20 protein-coding genes are annotated in these 19,239 nt (G+C 28.6%); 5 read left to right on the top strand and 15 right to left on the bottom strand.

The annotated features are described in order from the left end of the window. Nucleotides 1-3: 3 nt before the first annotated feature. Complete coding sequence (locus CRV02_RS07275; protein ID WP_129089761.1) at nt 4-369, top strand: response regulator; 366 nt, start codon at nt 4-6, stop codon at nt 367-369. Between the two features lie 30 nt (nt 370-399). On the opposite strand, the gene CRV02_RS07280 is transcribed toward CRV02_RS07275, so the two are convergent. Both CRV02_RS07280 and typA read right to left on the bottom strand, forming a co-directional pair. Next, the gene (locus CRV02_RS07280; protein WP_129089762.1) at nt 400-816 is read right to left on the bottom strand and encodes an Hsp20/alpha crystallin family protein; all 417 of its coding nucleotides are present in this window, start codon (nt 814-816) and stop codon (nt 400-402) included. Nucleotides 817-1,219: 403 nt separating this feature from the next. Then, nucleotides 1,220-3,040 carry a translational GTPase TypA gene (gene typA, locus CRV02_RS07285; RefSeq protein ID WP_129089763.1) on the bottom strand — a complete coding sequence of 607 codons (1,821 nt, stop codon included), beginning with the start codon at nt 3,038-3,040 and terminating at the stop codon, nt 1,220-1,222. Nucleotides 3,041-3,186: 146 nt separating this feature from the next. Between typA and CRV02_RS07290 the strand changes: the two genes are divergently transcribed. Beyond that, on the top strand, nt 3,187-4,104 hold the full coding sequence (locus tag CRV02_RS07290; RefSeq protein WP_129089764.1) for a glutaminase: 918 nt from the start codon (nt 3,187-3,189) through the stop codon (nt 4,102-4,104). A 47-nt stretch (nt 4,105-4,151) separates the two neighbouring features. Here the strand turns inward: CRV02_RS07290 and CRV02_RS14810 are convergent, their stop codons facing one another. The 6 genes from CRV02_RS14810 to CRV02_RS07315 all read right to left on the bottom strand — a co-directional run bounded on the left by CRV02_RS14810 (nt 4,152) and on the right by CRV02_RS07315 (nt 10,134). Beyond that, nucleotides 4,152-4,304 carry a hypothetical protein gene (locus tag CRV02_RS14810; RefSeq protein WP_164968974.1) on the bottom strand — a complete coding sequence of 51 codons (153 nt, stop codon included), beginning with the start codon at nt 4,302-4,304 and terminating at the stop codon, nt 4,152-4,154. A 102-nt stretch (nt 4,305-4,406) separates the two neighbouring features. Next, the gene (locus CRV02_RS07295; protein ID WP_129089765.1) at nt 4,407-5,981 is read right to left on the bottom strand and encodes a PepSY domain-containing protein; all 1,575 of its coding nucleotides are present in this window, start codon (nt 5,979-5,981) and stop codon (nt 4,407-4,409) included. A gap of 1 nt (nt 5,982) precedes the next feature. Further along, nucleotides 5,983-6,294 carry a hypothetical protein gene (locus CRV02_RS07300; protein WP_129089766.1) on the bottom strand — a complete coding sequence of 104 codons (312 nt, stop codon included), beginning with the start codon at nt 6,292-6,294 and terminating at the stop codon, nt 5,983-5,985. A 101-nt stretch (nt 6,295-6,395) separates the two neighbouring features. Continuing rightward, entirely contained in the window at nt 6,396-8,744 is a 2,349-nt protein-coding gene (locus tag CRV02_RS07305) for a TonB-dependent receptor domain-containing protein (protein ID WP_129089767.1), read from the bottom strand. Between the two features lie 75 nt (nt 8,745-8,819). Next, the gene (locus tag CRV02_RS07310; RefSeq protein WP_129089768.1) at nt 8,820-9,668 is read right to left on the bottom strand and encodes a FecR family protein; all 849 of its coding nucleotides are present in this window, start codon (nt 9,666-9,668) and stop codon (nt 8,820-8,822) included. Further along, nucleotides 9,661-10,134 carry an RNA polymerase sigma factor gene (locus CRV02_RS07315; RefSeq protein WP_129089769.1) on the bottom strand — a complete coding sequence of 158 codons (474 nt, stop codon included), beginning with the start codon at nt 10,132-10,134 and terminating at the stop codon, nt 9,661-9,663. The genes CRV02_RS07310 and CRV02_RS07315 overlap by 8 nt, the downstream gene beginning before the upstream one ends. Nucleotides 10,135-10,478: 344 nt before the next feature. On the opposite strand from CRV02_RS07315, the gene yedE reads away from it, so the two are divergent. Both yedE and yedF read left to right on the top strand, forming a co-directional pair. Then, on the top strand, nt 10,479-11,675 hold the full coding sequence (gene yedE, locus CRV02_RS07320) for a selenium metabolism membrane protein YedE/FdhT (RefSeq protein WP_129089770.1): 1,197 nt from the start codon (nt 10,479-10,481) through the stop codon (nt 11,673-11,675). 9 nt (nt 11,676-11,684) lie between these two features. Beyond that, the gene (yedF, locus tag CRV02_RS07325) at nt 11,685-11,924 is read left to right on the top strand and encodes a sulfurtransferase-like selenium metabolism protein YedF (protein WP_114840391.1); all 240 of its coding nucleotides are present in this window, start codon (nt 11,685-11,687) and stop codon (nt 11,922-11,924) included. Nucleotides 11,925-11,999: 75 nt separating this feature from the next. Here the strand turns inward: yedF and CRV02_RS07330 are convergent, their stop codons facing one another. From CRV02_RS07330 to CRV02_RS07340, 3 genes are all read right to left on the bottom strand, one after another. Further along, a complete protein-coding gene (locus CRV02_RS07330; RefSeq protein WP_129089771.1) occupies nt 12,000-14,357 on the bottom strand; it encodes a TonB-dependent siderophore receptor in 2,358 nt (785 codons plus the stop codon). Nucleotides 14,358-14,440: 83 nt separating this feature from the next. Then, complete coding sequence (locus tag CRV02_RS07335; protein ID WP_129089772.1) at nt 14,441-15,433, bottom strand: FecR family protein; 993 nt, start codon at nt 15,431-15,433, stop codon at nt 14,441-14,443. Continuing rightward, complete coding sequence (locus CRV02_RS07340; RefSeq protein WP_129089773.1) at nt 15,430-15,903, bottom strand: RNA polymerase sigma factor; 474 nt, start codon at nt 15,901-15,903, stop codon at nt 15,430-15,432. Before CRV02_RS07340 ends, CRV02_RS07335 begins: the two co-directional genes overlap by 4 nt. Before the next feature lie 174 nt (nt 15,904-16,077). Between CRV02_RS07340 and CRV02_RS07345 the strand changes: the two genes are divergently transcribed. Continuing rightward, the gene (locus tag CRV02_RS07345; protein WP_129089774.1) at nt 16,078-16,683 is read left to right on the top strand and encodes a trimeric intracellular cation channel family protein; all 606 of its coding nucleotides are present in this window, start codon (nt 16,078-16,080) and stop codon (nt 16,681-16,683) included. On the opposite strand, the gene CRV02_RS07350 is transcribed toward CRV02_RS07345, so the two are convergent. From CRV02_RS07350 to purN, 4 genes are read right to left on the bottom strand one after another with little or no spacing between them, the layout of a single operon-like run. Continuing rightward, nucleotides 16,678-17,595 (bottom strand): diguanylate cyclase, encoded by a 918-nt coding sequence (locus tag CRV02_RS07350; RefSeq protein WP_129089775.1) that lies wholly within the window; start codon nt 17,593-17,595, stop codon nt 16,678-16,680. The two genes, CRV02_RS07345 and CRV02_RS07350, sit on opposite strands and share 6 nt — an antisense overlap. 1 nt (nt 17,596) lies before the next feature. After that, the gene (locus tag CRV02_RS07355; protein ID WP_129089776.1) at nt 17,597-18,217 is read right to left on the bottom strand and encodes a chemotaxis protein CheX; all 621 of its coding nucleotides are present in this window, start codon (nt 18,215-18,217) and stop codon (nt 17,597-17,599) included. Continuing rightward, nucleotides 18,210-18,581 carry a response regulator gene (locus tag CRV02_RS07360; protein ID WP_129089777.1) on the bottom strand — a complete coding sequence of 124 codons (372 nt, stop codon included), beginning with the start codon at nt 18,579-18,581 and terminating at the stop codon, nt 18,210-18,212. Before CRV02_RS07360 ends, CRV02_RS07355 begins: the two co-directional genes overlap by 8 nt. Before the next feature lie 52 nt (nt 18,582-18,633). Continuing rightward, nucleotides 18,634-19,209 (bottom strand): phosphoribosylglycinamide formyltransferase, encoded by a 576-nt coding sequence (gene purN, locus CRV02_RS07365; protein WP_129089778.1) that lies wholly within the window; start codon nt 19,207-19,209, stop codon nt 18,634-18,636. Nucleotides 19,210-19,239 lie beyond the last annotated feature (30 nt).

Consider the following 19,239-nt stretch of genomic DNA (forward strand, 5'->3'; position numbering starts at 1 on the left):
AATATGAAAAAAATAGCAATTATAGATGATGAAACTTCAATTTTAGATATTTTAGAAAGATTTTTATCAAGAAAAAACCTTTTTGAGATTGACACTTTTGAAAACCCACTTACTGCACTTGATTCTATTCAAAAGAAAAATTATGATTTAATCCTTTGTGATATCATGATGCCTCAAATGAATGGAATTGAGCTTGTAAAGAAGATTAAAAAAATTAGACCAACTCAAAAAATCATTATGATTACTGCTTTCTCAACAGAAGACAAGATGATTGAGTGTGATGGAATTGGAGTAGATGATTATTTAACTAAGCCATTTATTTCAATGAGAGATGTAGAAAATAAGGTGCTTGACGCAGTAAACTTATAATAAGTATATAAGAGGAAGAGACTCTTCCTCTTATTTTATTTCAATTGATTTTTTACTATTTAGTTCCTCTTTTTTAGGAATGATAACTTCTAAAACACCATTATCACTTCTTGCCTCAATATTTTCAATATCTATATTTTCTGGAAGTGTGAAACTTCTTGTAAACTTACCAAATGATGTTTCAACTTTATAATAATCTTCTTCTTTTACTTCATCTTTTGTTTTTCTTTCCCCAGAGATAGTTAACACATCTTTATTAATGTCAACTTTTATATCTTCTTTTATTACCCCTGGTAAATCCACATCTATATGATAAGCACTTTCACCTTCTCTTGTATTAACAATAGGAACAAAACCATTTACCGACTCATTATTACTTGGGTAATTATAAAAATTTCTTTCTAAATCTTTAAATTGTTTAAATGGATCAAACTTTGTAAGTAGCATTTTTGACTCCTTTTTAATATATTTATTAAGATTCTTGATAATTATCTTATCAAGTTAATGAAATTATATCAAATATTTTTAGCACTTGTCAAGAGCTAGTGCCAATATTTTTAGCAATTTATATTTTTAAGTGCTAATTTGCTACTGCTATAAATGTTGTAAATATTGTTAATACATAGATAGTTACAACTATTACATAATCTTTTTTATTTGTATTAATATTGTTCATTTTTTCTCCCTTTCAATAGGAGAAAAAAATCCCCCTATTAATTTATTTTATTTTTATAAGCTAGTTTCCACATATCATCGGATGACATATATATTTTTCCTTTTGGTTTTTTAGACATAAAAAAAGGGGAAGAAGCAAAAGCCTCTTCCCCTTTGAAATAAAAGTTTTAAACTTCTATTCGTCTGCGTACTTAGCTTTCTTTGCCGCTCTTTTTCTAACTGTTGGGTCTAACTCTCTTTTTCTAACTCTAATGCTTAAAGGAGTTACTTCAACAAGCTCATCATCTTCAATCCACTCTAATGCATTTTCTAATGACATCACTCTTGGTGGAACTAATTTGATAGCATCATCAGCACCCGAAGATCTAACGTTTGTTAATTGCTTACCTTTAATTGGGTTAACATCTAAGTCGTTAGATTTTGCATGCTCACCGATTACCATTCCGTTATAAACTTTATCTTGAGGTTTAATATACATTACACCTCTATCTTGTAAGTTAAAGATTGAGTAACCTAATGCTTCACCATTTTCCATAGAAACTAGTGCTCCATATTTTCTAGATTCAACTGTTCCAGAATGTGGTCTAAACTCTAAGAATGAGTGGTTCATAACACCCTCACCTTTTGTATCAGTTAAGAACTCAGTTCTAATACCAATAAGTCCTCTTGCAGGAATTTCAAATTCTAATCTTGTAAATCCAGCACCCATTGGTACCATGTTTGTCATATTAGCTTTTCTTTTTCCAAGTTTTTCAATAATTGTTCCAGAGTAATCATCTGGAGTATCAATTACTAGGTGCTCAAATGGCTCCATAGTTACACCATTTTCTTCTCTTGTAATAACTTCTGGTCTACCAATTGAGAACTCAAAACCTTCTCTTCTCATGTTCTCTGCTAAAATAGTAATTTGAAGCTCACCTCTTCCGTTTACTTTAAATTTACCTTCACCAATTTGCTCATAATTCATAGCAATATTAGTGTTCATTTCAGCTGCAAGTCTTTCATCAATTTTATTTGAAGTTACAAACTTACCTTCTGTTCCTGCTAATGGAGAATCATTTACCGCAAAAGTTACAGAAAGAGTTGGCTCTTCAATGTGCATTGGGTCAAGTGGCATTGGGTTAGCTGGGTCGCAAAGTGAATCACCTACATCAATTGTTTCAAATCCAGCAACAGCACAGATATCACCTGCACCAGCTTTTTCTACTTCAATTCTCTCTAAACCTTTAAATCCAATAAGTTTAGTTACTCTACCTTTAACTTTTTCACCATCTGCTTTACATAAAAGAACTGTTTCACCTTGTGAGATAGTTCCATTAAAGATTCTAGCAATACCAATTTTTCCAATGAAGTTATCATAATCAAGAGTAAATACTTGAAGTTGTAAACCTTCTTCTTCACTTCCATTTGGTTTAGGAACTTCTGAAAGAATAGTTTGAAATAATGGTTGTAAATCTTTCTTTTCATCTTCTAAAGCATGCATTGCATAACCATCTCTAGCTGCTGCATAGATTACTGGGAATTCTAGTTGCTCTTCAGTAGCACCCATTTGATCAAATAGGTCAAATACTTCATCAACAACTCTATCTGGCTCACCAGCTGGTTTATCAATTTTGTTTACAACAACGATTGGTCTATGACCTAATTGAAGTGCTTTTTTTACAACGAATTTTGTTTGAGGCATAACCCCTTCTTGTGCGTCAACTAGTAATAATACTGAGTCAACCATCTTAAGAACCCTCTCAACTTCTCCACCAAAGTCAGCGTGCCCTGGAGTGTCAATAATATTGATTCTTACACCTTCGTAATCAATAGCAGTATTTTTAGAAAGAATCGTAATTCCTCTCTCTTTTTCAATATCATTGCTATCCATTACTCTTTCGTCAACTTCTTGGTGAGCTGCGAAAGTTCCTGATTGTTTTAGTAACTCATCAACAAGCGTCGTTTTTCCGTGGTCAACGTGTGCAATTACAGCAATATTTCTAATGTCTCTCATTTACTCTCTTTATGATAATTTTTCGCGATTATACTAAAAGTTTGCTTAAATTTTTGATAAGTTATAAAATTAGTTACAATTACACCACAAAGAGACACCTTTTATACTCTAAAATATTATACTATTTTGTAAAAACAGGAAGAATAATGAACTATCAAACTGTTCTTGAAGAGATTAAAGAAGAAATCAGACCCTATTTAAATAAAGGAACTGTTGCTAATTATATACCTGCATTAGCAAATGTTGCAGAAGATGACTTTGCTATGAGTATTATTGAAATAGATGGAAGTGAACACCATATAGGTTCATATAAAAAGCCTTTTTCAATACAAAGTATCTCTAAAGTTTTCACTTTTACCTTGGCTTTAGATATTTATGGAAAAGATTTATATAAAAGAGTTGGTCATGAACCATCTGGAAACCCATTTAATTCACTGATTCAACTTGAGTATGAAAAAGGAATTCCAAGAAACCCTTTTATAAATGCAGGTGCAATTGTTACAACAGACTCTTTAGTTTCAAAATATAAAGAAAATACATTTTCAACTCTTTTAGAGTTTATTAAAAAAGTTTCAAATGATGAGAATATAGCTTTTAATAAAGAGATTTTTAAATCAGAACTTGAAAGCGGTTATAGAAACTTTGCTTTGATTAATATGATGAAAAGTTTTAATAACATTGAAAATCATACACAAGAAGTAATAGAGACTTATTTTAAACAATGCTCAATAATGATGAATACAAAACAACTTACAAAATCAATGTTATATCTTGCAAATCATGGAGTTATTCCAAATACAAACTCTGAAATTATCACCCAAGCACAAGCAAAAAGAATAAATGCAGTAATGCTAACTTGTGGACATTATGATGCTTCAGGAGATTTTGCTTTTCATGTGGGACTTCCTGGAAAAAGTGGTGTTGGAGGAGGAATTGTTGCTGTAGTTCCACAAAAAATGGCAATATGTGTTTATTCCCCAAGACTAAATAAACATGGGAACTCACTAGTAGGAACAAAAGCTTTAGAACTATTTACAACAAAGACTCGTTTATCTATTTTTTAATTTTGATAAAGAAGAGATTTTTCTCTTCTTTTATTTATGATTTTTGATTAACTTTTAATTGCACCCTCTTTTGGAATATCTACAGTAATTTCACTCTTTTCAGAAAGTCTTTTTTTATATAAAACATCTCCTCTTACAAGTGATTCTAGTCTTACTTGAGCTCCTACAGTTTTTTCACAGGTATTAAACTCCCCTAACAATTGTCATAGTTCTATCTTCATTGTCCATTACATTCATTAAAATTGAGTGTACACTTAAGTTTAGTGCCATAAATAAAAAAGCTATTATAAATTTAATTTTCATTACTTGTCTTTTTGGTTATTTTTATTATTAGAAAAAATTAGTTTAGATTCATCTCTGTTTTTTGGTATTTTAAAACTTATAAATAGAAGTATTGCTCCAAATAAAAATAGTGTTAAATCCACATTAAAAATGATATACATATTATTTGCAAGTAACTCAAAAGGAGTAAATCCTGTTGCATATAAGTGTACAAATGGAACTATCATAAATAAAATACCTCCTAAGGCAAAGAACTCCCTTGCTGCTTTATATGAACAAATTCTATAAAAAGCCCAAGTTAAAGTTGCTAACCAAGATACAAAAAATAAACCTTTTTGCCAAAATAGTCTATCTTGCATATCAAAAGGAAGAACATATTGTAGAATAAAAATAAACCCAGTTGCTGGTAAAACACCTAAAAATACTGCTAATGAAACTTTTGAGAACCAGTGATAAAATGGAATATTGTTATCAAACTTTTTAGCTCTTTTTTCAAGCCAAAGCATCACACCAAAACCAATTCCAACTCCACAAATAGCCATTAAAATAGCAATGACTATTCTAACAAATAAATCAACACCAAAAAGAAGGTGTAGGAAATATAAACTATCTGCAAACATGGCTCCCCATGTTGCATCAAGTACTCTTTGATGAGCAATTAAAGAGCCATCTACTCCACTTAATACTACTGTTGGGTCATTATAAACACCATTTAAAAATGGATAGTTTGAGTTATAACCTTTTATTTCAAACTGTGCTGAACTATCTTTCCAATTAATTAGTTTTATCACTTGGAATTTAATATCAGGATTTACATCTTGGGCTTTTTTAATTAATTCACTAATTTGCATCATCCTTGTTGCTTGACTATTTAGTTTTACAACTTCTCTTTTTGGTTTTAAAACAGAACCTACTGCTTGCCAAGTATTTGAAATTTCACCTTTTGAAGAAAGGTAAGTCATTAAATGAGAACTTTTGTACCCTATATTCATATATGCACCAGTTAAAATAACTATGACAAAAGGGGCAAAGAACCAAATAAATATTTTTCTATGATATTTTGAAAACTTTCCTTGCTGATTTTTGGCGGTATTTTTATATTTCAAGGTCATTACTTGAATTATTCCCCCAATAATTAAAAACATAACTGCAACGGCTACAAAGCCAAAAAAGATAATTCCTGGAAGCATAAAAGGTTTTCCATAGTGCATATAATTTAAAAAACTTGCTAACTCAGAGTTCCCCTCATCTTCAATTTCTTCCATAGTTCTTGGATTAAAAACAACTGATTTTACAAATTGGTGTTTTATTCTTAAAGCTGGGTCTTCCCAATATCCTGGAAGCCTAATTTGAATATTATTAGTTGGGAAATCAGGATTAGAGATAACAGAGTCTACCATTTTTGAGTAATCAATTTTAATAATATCTGCTACTTCAAAATGCCTTGAAGGCTTTTCCCATGTTTTTATATATGGTAAAAAAATTGCAAAAAGACCAAAAAATACTGATATATACATAAAAAGTGAAATGGAAATACCAACGGCTACGTGAACTCTTTGTAATCTTTGTTTAAATAGTTTTGATACACTTTCCATCTTAGACCCCTAACATATGAATAATAATTACAATTGCAAAAATTGAACTTGGAATAAGTACTCTTTTTAATGCAATTAATTTTGTATAAGATAAAGAAATCCAAAAAGCTACTATTGACCAAATAAATGTTCCTAAATATAAAGGAACTAGCATTGAGTCACCTAATGGTAATGGAGTAACAATCACAAGAAAAGTCATAGCTAAATAAGTAAGAACTAAGCCACCTAAGATAGAACAAACTGTTCTAAATAGACCAATTTTTTTCCCACTATCTTCTGGAGTGGAAAGATAGTTATACAACTTTGAATACAAACCTAAAAATCCTTTTATTAATTTGAGTAATAAGAGTTATTCTTAATAAGTAAAATAAAACTAGAAAAACTGTTGTTTTCTAGTTTCAATTATTACAAATTTTAAAATTTAAATGAATAACCTAAAGTGATAGTTCTTCCTCTACCTGCTGCATATCTATCATCATGATTCACTGCACTTTGAGAGTAATAAGTTACATACTGTTTATCAAATAAATTTGCAATACCAAGACTTATTGTAGTATCTTTAGTTAGGTTATAACTTGCAGCTGCATCAACTAATGTATAACCGTTAAACTCTTTTTTAGAATCCTCAAATGTTCTATCAAAATTATGATTTATTTGAACATGAGTTGAAAGTTTATTATTTACTTTTGAAGACCATTTTGCTAACAACCTATTAGGAGCAATATCTAAAGCACCTAGTTTTGCATCTAAAGAGTTATCTCCATCACTATCATATTTCCCTTTACTATATGAATATAAGAAGTTTAAGTTATTTGCTTCATTTAACTTAAGACCTAAACCTAAATCTAAACCTCTAATTTCTGTTTTTTGTCTTGATAAAAGATATTGTCCATCTGCATTTGGATATACCCTAGATCCAAAGTTAGAGCTTGATTGAAATACAGAAGCTTCAAAATCAAACATACCTTTTTTTGCTCTAAGACCAATTTCATAATTATCAGTAATAATTGGTTTTAAATTTTCAAAAGAAGATAATGAAACTCCAGGAGTATTAATAGATCTTAGGGCTCTTCCTACATCTGGAAGTGAAAAACCTTCAGAGTAACTAGCAAATACATTTATACCATTTTGAAAGTCATATACAAGCCCAGCATTATATAAAAGTTCATCTACTTCTATTTCTCCACCCTGAACAGCTACATTGTTGTATCTATGTACTGTTTTATAAGATTCTACTTCAATCTCACCCTTTTCATATCTAGTTCCAGCATGAAGTGTTAAGTTATCAATAAGCTCATACGAAACCATTAAAAATGGTGAAATAGAGTTATAGTCAGATTTTGGAACATAAGTTCTTCCTGTTTGGTATAAATCTTGTAAAGTCTCATCAAACAAAGTATCAAATCCAAAAGTAAGTCTTAGTTTATCATCTAATAAACCATCTTTATTAAGTGTTAATTTTGAACCATATTTTGTTGATTTTACTCTTGATTGATCATAGATAGTTCCATGAGGTCCTAGACTTGGGTCTTGAAAAGAGCTACTATTTGTTGCACCAAATAGACCTTCATATCTTTGATTAAAAACCATCGTAGAAAGATTCATTCCAAAAAAATCACCATTGTTATAAGATAATTTTGTAGTAAGAGCATCATTATAAGGAGCATCACCTTCTGGTGTATCTTTCCTTGATGTTGTTAAAATATTGTTATCCTTATCTCCTGAAACAGTTACATAATTATGTTTGTTTTTAATATTGTATTTATTAATTAAGAACTTTACATTTTGGTCATCATCTATCCAGTAACCAAGTTTTGCCATAATATCATAAGATTTTGAATTCATTAGGTCACCTTGAGTATTATCAACACCTACTGGGTCACCATTTCCATCTAAATATAAACCTTGGTCTTCATATGAACCACTTAAGAAGTAATCGAAACTATCTTTTTGACCACCTAGAGAGTATCCTACTCTATAACTTGCCGTTTCACTTTTTACTTTTGAAGTTGGAATTACTGTTTGAATATCAATTCTTTGAGTAAAAGAGTCTTTTTCAGGCTTTTTTGTAACAATATTGATAACACCCCCAACTCCTGCTATACCGTTTGTGGCAGTTGCTCCATTTATAATTTCAATACTTTCAACCATTTTAAAATCAATAGTATGAACCTCTCTTCCTGTTGGTCTTAAAGGGTTTGATTGAGGTACTCCATCAATTAGAATTAAAGGGGCTCTTCCTCTTATTGTCTCTCCATTTCCATTCATTTTTTGTCTACTTGGACTATATGAAGAGATTAAACTTCCTAAAATATCAGAAGAGTTACTTGTAATTGCTAATTGTTCCTCAATTTGCTTTTTATTTAATACTTTAATACTTGCAGGTGATTCATCAATAGAAAGATTAGTTCTTCCTGCTTCAATTACATCAATTTCACCTAAGTCATTTAAAGATATGTTATTACTTAAAGCTTTTTTTCTAATAACAATAGTGTTATTTTTTATAACTGCTTCTAAACCTGAGCCTTTTAAAAGCTCTTTTAAAGCTTTTTCTACACCTTCAATATTTTGAATAGAGTTAGATTTTTTTCCCTCTAAAACTCTTTCATCTACAAAATAAGGCATCTTTGAGATTTTTGAGACTTTTTTTATGGCATCTTCTAATGAATTAGTTTTTATAGTATAAACTTCACTAGAAAAAAGTGAACTTGCAAGTATCATTGATAGTGATGATACTATAAGAGCTTTTTTACTAAAATTCATGTTTTTCCTTAGTTTTAATTCTGAGAATCATTCTCTTATATGGAAGTCGTAAAAGAGAAAAAAACAGGACACTTTTTATGAGAAATTTTTTAAAATTATTCTTTGTTTTTTGATCTTTTCTATTTTTATGGGATAAATAAGAGGTAAAAGTTCAAGAAACTTATTAAACTCTTCAGTAGTAAAATCTCCAGTAATAGGGTAGGTATCATTTGTATTTAATTTTAATTCAATCTTTTCTTCTACATATTTTGAAAATGTATTAATTACTTCATTTAAAGGAGTTTTTCTAAATTTTAATTTTTTGTCTTTCCATAGAGCAATTATTTGAGTATCTTTTTTATATAACTTATTAACTTTTCCTTTTTTTGAAATTTCTAAAACATCTCCTTTTTCTAAAAGTGCCAAAATAGTTGAGTCTTTAGAACCATACTGAATTTTAACTTTTCCTTCTAATACTGAAACTTCTGTTTTATCTTTCATTTTATTAACTTCAAATTTTGTTCCAACTACTTGAACTATTAGCTTATCACTTCTTACAAAAAATGGTCTTTGTTTATTTGATTGAACATCAAAAAGAGCTTTACCCTCTTTTAAAATAATTTCACGACTATTTGAATTATATAAAACATCTATTTTTGATTTTGCATCTAAACTTATTTTAGAATTATCTGGCATTTGGATATTTTGTACAACTTTATAGTTTGAACCAAAGGAGTTTATATATTTTTTCGAATCTTCATTAATTGAGAACATGAAAAAAAGTAAAAGAAAACATGCTACAAGTGGAGCAAGAATTTTCAATTTTTTAATACTTTTTTCCCTTTTTAAATCAGCTAAAATCTCTTTTTCTGCATTATCTATATATGAAGCTGGGATATTATCTAATAAAGCTTTGAACCTTTTATTTTTGTCTATATTATTCACAATTTCCCTCTTTTAATTCATCTTTTAGTTGAATAGTTGCTCTTGTAATGTGTTTTTCAACGGCACTTAAAGATAAATCCATTAAGTCTGCAACTTCTTTTTTAGAGTATCCTTTTAAAACATGTAAAATAAAAGCTTGTTTTCTTTTTTTTGCCAGATTATCTATTTTAGACATTAATTGTTGTGTTTGATTATCAAGGATTATTTTCTCTTCAGTTTTATTCTCATCTTGAACAAACTCTTCTTCATTAAAACATACTTCATTTATATTTTTATTTTTTCTAATTTGATCAATAATTACGTTTTTTGCAACTCTATATAAAAATGCTCTCTCATTTTTTATTGCATTTGCATTTGAACTTTGTATGACTCTAGTAAATGTTTCTTGAGTAATATCTTCAGCTATTTGTTTTGAAGAAACCTTCTTTTTAACAAATGAAAATATCTCTTTGTAGTATCCTATCATAATTTATTTTGCTACATTCCTTAAACAATAATGAGAATTATAATTATAAATAACAGAAGGAAAGCTTAAAGGGAAATAAATTTTTCAGTTATATTATTTTAAAAAATATATTTACTCTTTACAATCTCTTTTTTAATAGTATCTTCATAAATTAAATTGGTAAATTATTTTTTACCATTTTATTTTGAACTAAAGTTACATTTGCTAATATTACATTTCAGGTTTGTGGTACAAACTGACATCTTGATGCAACTCCTTCAAGTACTGTCTTACTTTTATATGGTTAGAAACTTTTACTTTAAACCATACATTTCAAAATTATTTTTTCATTGTTAGGAGAATACATGAACTTTTGGCAAGGTTTCAAAAGAGATTTTTTAGTTAAATTTTGGGCTCCAATTCCTGCAGTAATCACACTTGGAATTTTATCAGCTTATTATTTTGGACTTACAGGAACTTACTGGGCTGTAACTGGTGAGTTTACTAGATGGGGTGGACATGCATTAGAAGCCTTTGGTGTAGATTTATCTACTTGGGGATATTACAAAATCATGAATATGGATGGTAATATTTTTACAAGAATAGATGGTGTAATGATTATTGGTATGTTTGCAGGTTGTATAGCAGCAGCATTTTGGGGAAATAATGTAAAACTTAGAATGCCAGCAAGTAATATTAGAATCTTTCAAGCACTAATTGGTGGTATTATTGCAGGATTTGGTGCAAGACTTGGTATGGGTTGTAACCTTGCAAGTTTCTTTACTGGTATTCCTCAATTTACATTCCATGCTTGGATGTTTACTATTGCTATGATTGTAGGTGTTTATTTAGGTGCAAAGTTTTCTTTACTACCTTTTTTCCAATCTAAAATCAGACTTCAAAAAGTGTCTTGTACTAAACCTTTAGAAAAAAATGAGTCTAAAGTAAAAAGTCTATTTACTCTTGGTTCTTTTGTTTTTATTGCAATTATTATTTGGGCTTTATATCTAATCTTTGCACAAGGAAGTACAAAACTTGGTATGGCAATGTTATTTGGTAGTGCCTTTGGCCTAGCAATTGCAAAAGCTCAAATTTGTTTCACATCTGCATTTAGAGATATCTTTACAACAGGAAGAAGTGAATTAGCTAAAGCAATTATTATTGGTATGGCAGTTGCAACACTTGGAGTATTTTCATATATTATGATTGGTCAACCTCCTAAAATCATGTGGTCAGGACCAAATGCTATTATTGGTGGTATTCTTTTTGGTTTTGGTATCGTTTTAGCTGGTGGTTGTGAATGTGGTTGGATGTATAGAGCAGTTGAAGGTCAAGTTCATTTTTGGGTAGTTGGTATTGGAAATGTTATTGGTGCAACTTTACTTGCATTCGTTTGGGATGACTTATCTTTAGAGTTAGCTACAAGCTGGCCAAAAATCAACTTACTTGAAGTATTTGGAAATTATGGTGGTCTATTCTTAAACTATGGATTACTAATTTTACTTTTCGCACTTATTTTAGTGTTAGAAAAAAGATATTTAAATAAATCAAAAAACAGATAAGGATAAAAAATGAATAGTGAAGAAATTATTCCTGATTACAGACTTGATATGCAAGGGGAACCTTGCCCATATCCTGCTGTAAATGCTTTAGAAACTATGAAAGAACTAAAAGAAGGTGAAATCCTTGAGATAATCAGTGATTGTCCACAAAGTATTAATAATATCCCTGCTGATGCAAGGAATCATGGGTACAAAGTACTAAATGTAGATAGTAGTGGTCCTACTATTCGATACATTATTCAAAAATAATTTTGAATATATTAAAACATATAAGCCACGAGTTTTGTAAATCATAAAAGAAGAGAATTTTTCTCTTCTTTTATATTAAAATTTATAGTTTAAAGAAGCTGTGATTTTTCTAGGTTCTCCATATACATATTGAGTACCATATGGAAAATTAATATAATATTTTTTGTCAAAAAGATTTTTTACATTTAATTGTGCACTCAAATCTTTTGAGAAATCATATTTTAACATAGCATCAACTGTTACGACATTTCCTTCTTCTAATTTAGGTAGTGTAGCTGTTTGTGCATATATATCACTTTTCCATTTAACTGTTCCAGCTATAGTAATATCATCTATTTTATATTTTGTAGCTATTTTAGCTTCTGTTCTAGGAGCTATTGTATTTACATCTCTCCCATTTGCATCTACAGCATTAAAGTGAGAAAAAGCAAAATTTATATCAATATTATCAGTTGCTTTTCCAAGTAATTCAAACTCAATTCCCTTACTTACCACCCCTTCTGCAGCGGTATATGAATCTATAGTTGTTCCTCTTACTTTATTTCCATCTACTTGGGCAAGATTATCTTGCTCAATTCTAAAAAATGTTAAAGAAGAAATTAATCTTTTATCTAAGTATTCACCTTTTAAGCCAATTTCAAAATTTTTTCCCTCAATTGGATCTAACTGATTTCCACTTTGATCCATCTCATCTTGTGGTTTAAAAATATCTGTATAACTAATATAAAGGGAATGATTATTATCAAAATCATATACTAGTCCTAAATAAGGAGTTAAAATATTATTATGTTTATAAGAAATTGCTGCATTATATTTTCTTTCTCCTTTTGAATATTCTCCATTTGTTAATCTTACACCTGTAATAAGTTTAATATCATTACTTAAAGAGAATTTACCTGCTAGATAAAGAGCTTCTTCTTTTGAATTAGTATGATACATTACATAAGGTTCACCTGTTGCAATATATTTTGGAATATTTGGATTAAAATTATGAACATTAGCTGATAGGTTATTTGCTTTTGATCTATTTGAATTATAGTAACCTCTTTTATTTTGAGAGATACCTGTAATTATTTCATGCTCTTTGTTAAAAAGTTCAAAAGGTATAGAAGTGTTTAAATCAATATTAGATGATTTGTTTTTTATCTCTCCAATCCAGCCATAATATGGTGCTATTCCAGTATTACTATCTGGTAAGAGAGTATAGTAATAACCTAAAAGAGCCATCATTGCATCAGTATATGACTCTGAATGTGAATAACTTAAATTTAGTTCTATATCATTATCAAATATATGGTTAATGTCTGCAAAATAAGTCTTTGTAGTTGTTGGCATACTAGCCCATTTTGGTGCAAAAGAAGTAGATCTATCAAAGTTTGTTTTCTTATAGCTATCTTTATAAAAAGCAACTATTCCACCATAAGTTGCAGCTGTTGCCTTATCCTTTTGATAAGATGCACCTACAGAGAAAGTAGTATTATCAGTAATATCAGCATTAACTACCGTATATAAAACTTCTCTTTCCTTTTCATAATTATCTCTAAATGACTCTTTATCTTCTTTTGCTGCAATGAATCTTCCTCTAATAGAGCCATCATCAACTAAAGGAAAACTCAAATCTAGAGCAGTTCTTTTTAAATCCCAAGAGCCATACTTTAAGTTCAGGTTACCTTTAAACTCCTCTGAGTTTGCTCTCTTTCTAACAAGGTTAATACTTGCAGCAGGACTTCCTGAACCAGACATTAGTCCGTTTGCTCCTTTTACAACTTCAACTCTATCATAAATTATCATATCTTGTTGCATTTCACCTTCATGATTTGTTGCAACACCATCAGTTTGATAATAATCAACTTTAAACCCTCTACTTGTAATCCATACTCTTTCACTATCTTCTGTTTCAACATTTAAACCAACTACACTTTTTGCAATATCATCAAATGAATTAATATCATTATCTAGCATGTTCTGTTTCGTTACAACTGTAATACTTTGTGGTGTATCTTTAATTGATAAATCAAGTTTTGTTGCAGTTTTCATAGAATTAAATATATATGAGTCTGTTCCCTCAGTAGTATTTATAGCACTTTCTACAATATCAACTTCTCCAAGGCTGTTATCTATATTATTGTTGTTTTCACTTGTTTCTTCTATAATAACAATTGCATCTTTTTTAATAACTGCCTTTATTCTAGTACCTTTGAAAAGCTCTTCTAAGGCATTTTCTAAACCTTCAACGTTTTTTATGTTATTTGTTTTTTTGACTTCTAATAATTTATCACTTGCGAGATATGATAAATTTGATTTTTTTGATATAATTTCCAAAGCCTCTTTTAGAGTTTTGTTTTGAATAGTATATACTTCTTGGGCAAATAAGTGCGTACTAAGGACAAAAACTAAACTTGAGGCGACTATTGCGCTTTTTTTGAAATACATTTCCTTTTTTCCTTTTATTGATGTTGAGAATGATTATCTCTACTAATAATACGAAAAAAGTTAAGTTTTGTGACATCAATTTTTTAATTTTTTGAAATTTTTACTAAATTTCCTTCTTTTAGTACTTTTAAATTGTAAATCAACTCTATTGCTTCAAAAAAACTATTATAATGTAAAGTAGAAAATTTTCCTGAAATTTTAAGTTGAGAAAGCTCATAATTTTCAAACTTTATATCTAGGTTTGCATATCTTTGAAAAATTAAAGAGGCTTCTTTTAAAGTAGATTTATTAAAGTTAATAATGTCATTTTTCCATGAGGCAATTATATTTGTTTCAATTTTCTTGAAACTTAATACTTTTCCTAAATTATTAATTATTAAACTATCATTTTTTGTAAGTTGTAAAATTGCTTTTTTATCTCCATTGGAATTATAGATATGATTAACTCTTACTAATCCTTCTAAAACATTTACTTTTGTTAAATTGTTCTCTTTTACTACTTCAAACTTTGTTCCAAGGACTTCTATTAAAGTATTATTTGATTTAATTAAAAAGGCTCTTTTTTTATCTTTTGCCACATCAAAAAAGGCTTTTCCACTTAAAAGTTCTACTGTTCTTTCACCTTTATAGTATACTACTTCTATTTGAGATTTTATATCTAAGTCAATAGAAGAGCTATCTGGAAGTGCAATATTAATGATTTTGTTATCCACACTTACATATGTTTTTGTAAAAGTTGGTTTGTAGTATGAATTTACTTCAAAGGCTGAAAATGCTAAAGCACAGCTTACTATAAATGAAGCTACCATATATTTATATTTAGAAAAAAAGCTTTGCTTTTTCTCTTTTTTAAAAGAGTCTAACTCATCTTTTATCTCTTCATCCATCTCTTTTAAGAACTCATCATCTAAGCTCATAAAATTAGAAACAAGCTCTTTATTTTTTTCATAGGCTTTTTTGTGATTTTTATTTTCTAACCATAGATTTAATTGCTCTTTTTCTTTAGAACTTAGACCTTCGTTTTCTTTAATTATCCAGAAGTTTGCTGTTTTATCTATTTCATTTTGTAAATTCATTGGTACTCTTTTTGCATATCTTCTTTAATTTTCAAAGTAGCTCTTGTTATATTTTTTCCAGCAGCATTTACTGTAATGTTCATTATACTTGCAATCTCTTTTCTAGAAAAGCCTTTATAATAGTGTAAAATAAAAGTCTTTTTCATTTGAGTAGGAAGTTTTCTAATAGAGTCTTTTAATCTTTCTTGCTCTTTTTCATTGTAAATAATCCATTCTGTACTCTCTTTTTCACAAGATGAATGCTCTTCATCCTCATAAGTGGTTTGTATTAAACCTTTCTCTTTTCTAGCTTTATCAATAACAAGATTTTGTGCAGTTCTATATAAATAGGCTTTAGGTATATTAGTAGTGTTATTGCCATTTAACTCTAATACTTTTGTATAGGTTTCTTGGGTTAAATCTTTGGCTAAAGTTTTATCACCCGTAAGTTTTAACAAATAATAAGATATCTCATCATAGTATTCAATCATAGAAAATACAAACCTAAGTTTTAATTTTGATAATCAATCTTATAAAATATTTTGCCTTTAAAACTAATTAAATGTAACAGTAATATACAAAGAGACTTAAAAAAGAATTTTAAATTTACTGTAATTTCTTTAAAAGAGCACATTGAGTATAATACCTTTTAAAAAAGAAGAAGTATGACTCCTTTAGAAATTGCTGACATAATTGGTATTATCTCATTTGCTCTGAGTGGTTTTTTAATTGCTGTACACTATAAGCTTGATATTTTAGGTGTATTTATCTCTGCATTTTTAACTGCCCTTGGTGGAGGAATGATAAGAGATGTAATTGCCAATAAAACACCTTATGTTTTAAGTGATAATCTCCCTATTATCTTAGTTAGTTCAACTCTATTTTTATCATTTATATTTAAACTTCACAAAACAACTGACCTTGAAGGTAAAACTTGGTTTATTATCTCTGATGCTATTGGATTAGTATCTTTTGCTATTACAGGAGCACTTATAGGTATAAATGCAGACTTCAACTTCTTAGGTGTATTGATGCTTGCATTTTTAACAGCTGTTGGTGGTGGTACGATTAGGGATATTTTAATAAATAAAGTTCCATCTATTTTAGTTTCAGAATTTTATGGAACTGTGGCAATTATAGTTGGTCTTATAACTTATTTCTTATATTTAGGTGGTATTTCATCAATTATTACTCTAACCATTACATTTATTTTTGGAGTAACACTAAGACTTCTTGCATATTACAAGAAGTGGAGTTTGCCTAAACTATAAAGAGTTTACAACCTCATTTCTTCCATGTTTTTTTGCAATATAAAGTAAGTCATCGGCTCTTTTAAGTGTTGTTTCAATTGTTTCATTATTTTTTTGATTTACAGTTGCAACACCAAAACTAGCAGTAATATCAACTTCTTTATTCTCTACCTTGATAATTGTATCTTCAATTTTTACTCTCATCTTTTCTGCAATAGTTGTGGCTTCATCTAGCTTAGCATTTATAAGTAAAATAATAAACTCTTCCCCACCAAATCTAGCTACAATATCGCTTTTTCTAATACTGCTTCTAAAGATATTTGCAACTTCAATTAAAACCTCATCACCAACATTATGTCCATAGGTATCATTGATTTTTTTAAATCTATCAATATCAATTGCTATAATACTAATATCTTGTTTATTCCTTTTTGCCAACTCTAAAGCTTTTTCAGAGTATTCATTAAAATATCTTCTATTATAAACTTTTGTTAGATAGTCTTTATTTGTTAAGTCAATCAACTCTTTATTAGCTCTTTCAAGTTTTAAGTTAATTTCACGTAAAGCTGTTTTATCATAGATATATAAACAAACTATTTCTTTATCTAAGTCATAAGGAACTATAGTTACATCTTGTTGCATAAAGTCATAATTTGCATTAATAGAGTTAATTTTTATTTTTATTAAGTGTTTATGTGGATCAACATTAAAATATGAAGGATTTTTAGTTACAAGGGCTGCTTTTACTTTTCTTTTTAGCTTTTTTTCATCTATATATGGAAACTCTTTACAAATATTTTTATTTTCAATTTCATCTTTTAAAATATTTGTTCTTATCTCTAGCCATCTATTCCAAGCTAATATATTTAGGTTTTTATCAAGAATTATAATTCCATTGTCGATTGTATTAAATACGGTATCATTAAATTTCATATTAAAACTCTTCTAATACTTTATTTAAAGCTTCTTTTAAAAAGATAGTAGCTTCATCTTTTGAAAGAATTAATAACTCTCCACTAATATTTTGTTCTTTAAAAATTATATCTGTTGAGATGATAATGATATGGTCATACTCATTTATATAACTTCTATAAAATGATTCAGAATTTTTCACTATCTCTACTTGAGGTGGCGAAAATGATATACTAGTCTCTATAAGTCCTGCTAACTTACTTAACGTAGTAGAAGTTATGATATTTGAAATCTCTAAAATCACATCTTTTAACTCATCATCATCTTTAACTTCTTCTTCATCCAAATCAAACTCTAAAGCTAAGTTTTCAGTTGATTTTCTATCAATAACAAACATTGTTTCACCACAAAAAGAACCACTAATAAGCTGGTTTGTAATGAAATACTCTTTTTGAATATTTAGTTTTTCTTTTAAATAATCTTTAAACTCTTTAGTTGTTACTGTTTTGATATTAGGAATAGATAAAGTTGCTTCTTTATTTATAATATCAGCAATAGCTGCTGTTGCTGAACCATATGAAATATTCATTAGTTCTTGTAAACAATCTTTCTCTTCTTCATTAAATTGAGCAAAATTAGACATTTATTAATCCTAGCTTTTTTAACATTGATTCTAAATTATCTTGGTTAATTGGTTTTTTGATAAAACCTTTAGCTCCATTTTGTTTAGACTTTTCCATTGAACTCTCTTGGATATCTGCACTTACAATAATAATTTTTGCATTTGCATCATATTTAATAATTGATTGTGTTGCTTCAAATCCATCCATAACTGGCATTGTTAAATCCATCAAACATAAACTGGGTTGATGTTCTTTATAAAACGCTATTGCTTCTTGTCCATTTTCTGCTTGAATTACTTCATCTTCTTCATTAATTAAACTTTTTAATGACTTTATTGTCATTCTTCTAGCCATCTTAGAATCATCTACAACCAAATACTTCATGTCTTCTCCAAAAAATAAAAAGATAAGTTACTATACTATAATTATAATAATTTCACTTTATAACAGTTTTAATTGCTTCAATTATTGTAATAGTTTCAAGTTTTTTAATCTTCTCTTCCAAACTTTCTACTGTTTCATTCTCTTCTAAAGTAATTTCATTTTGTAAAATGAACTTACCTTCATCATAGTTTTCATTTACAAAATGAACAGTACAACCAGACTTTTTTTCACCATTTTCTATTACAGCTTTATGAACATTTGTTCCATACATACCTTTACCACCAAACTTTGGTAAAAGTGCAGGATGTGAATTTATAATTCTATTTTCAAATGTTTTTACTAATTTTTCTTCAATTTTTTTCATATATCCTGATAAAAATATATAGTCAACTTTGAACTCACTCATCATATCAGTTATTTTTTTATCTAAATTTTCGTCAGGAAATCTTTTAGCATTTACAATGAAATTTGGTATATTTTTTAATTGGGCTTTTTGTAAAACTTGTGCAGTTGAATTATTTGATATTACAAGAACCACTTGAGCATCTAATTCATTGTTTTCACAAGCTTTTTGGATAGCATCAAAACCACTACCATTATGAGAGGATAAAATTCCTATTCTTTTCATTAATTTTCCTATAATTTTCTATTACAATTA

Origin of the sequence: Arcobacter sp. CECT 8989, assembly GCF_004116715.1 — a bacterium.
Classification (GTDB): domain Bacteria; phylum Campylobacterota; class Campylobacteria; order Campylobacterales; family Arcobacteraceae; genus Halarcobacter.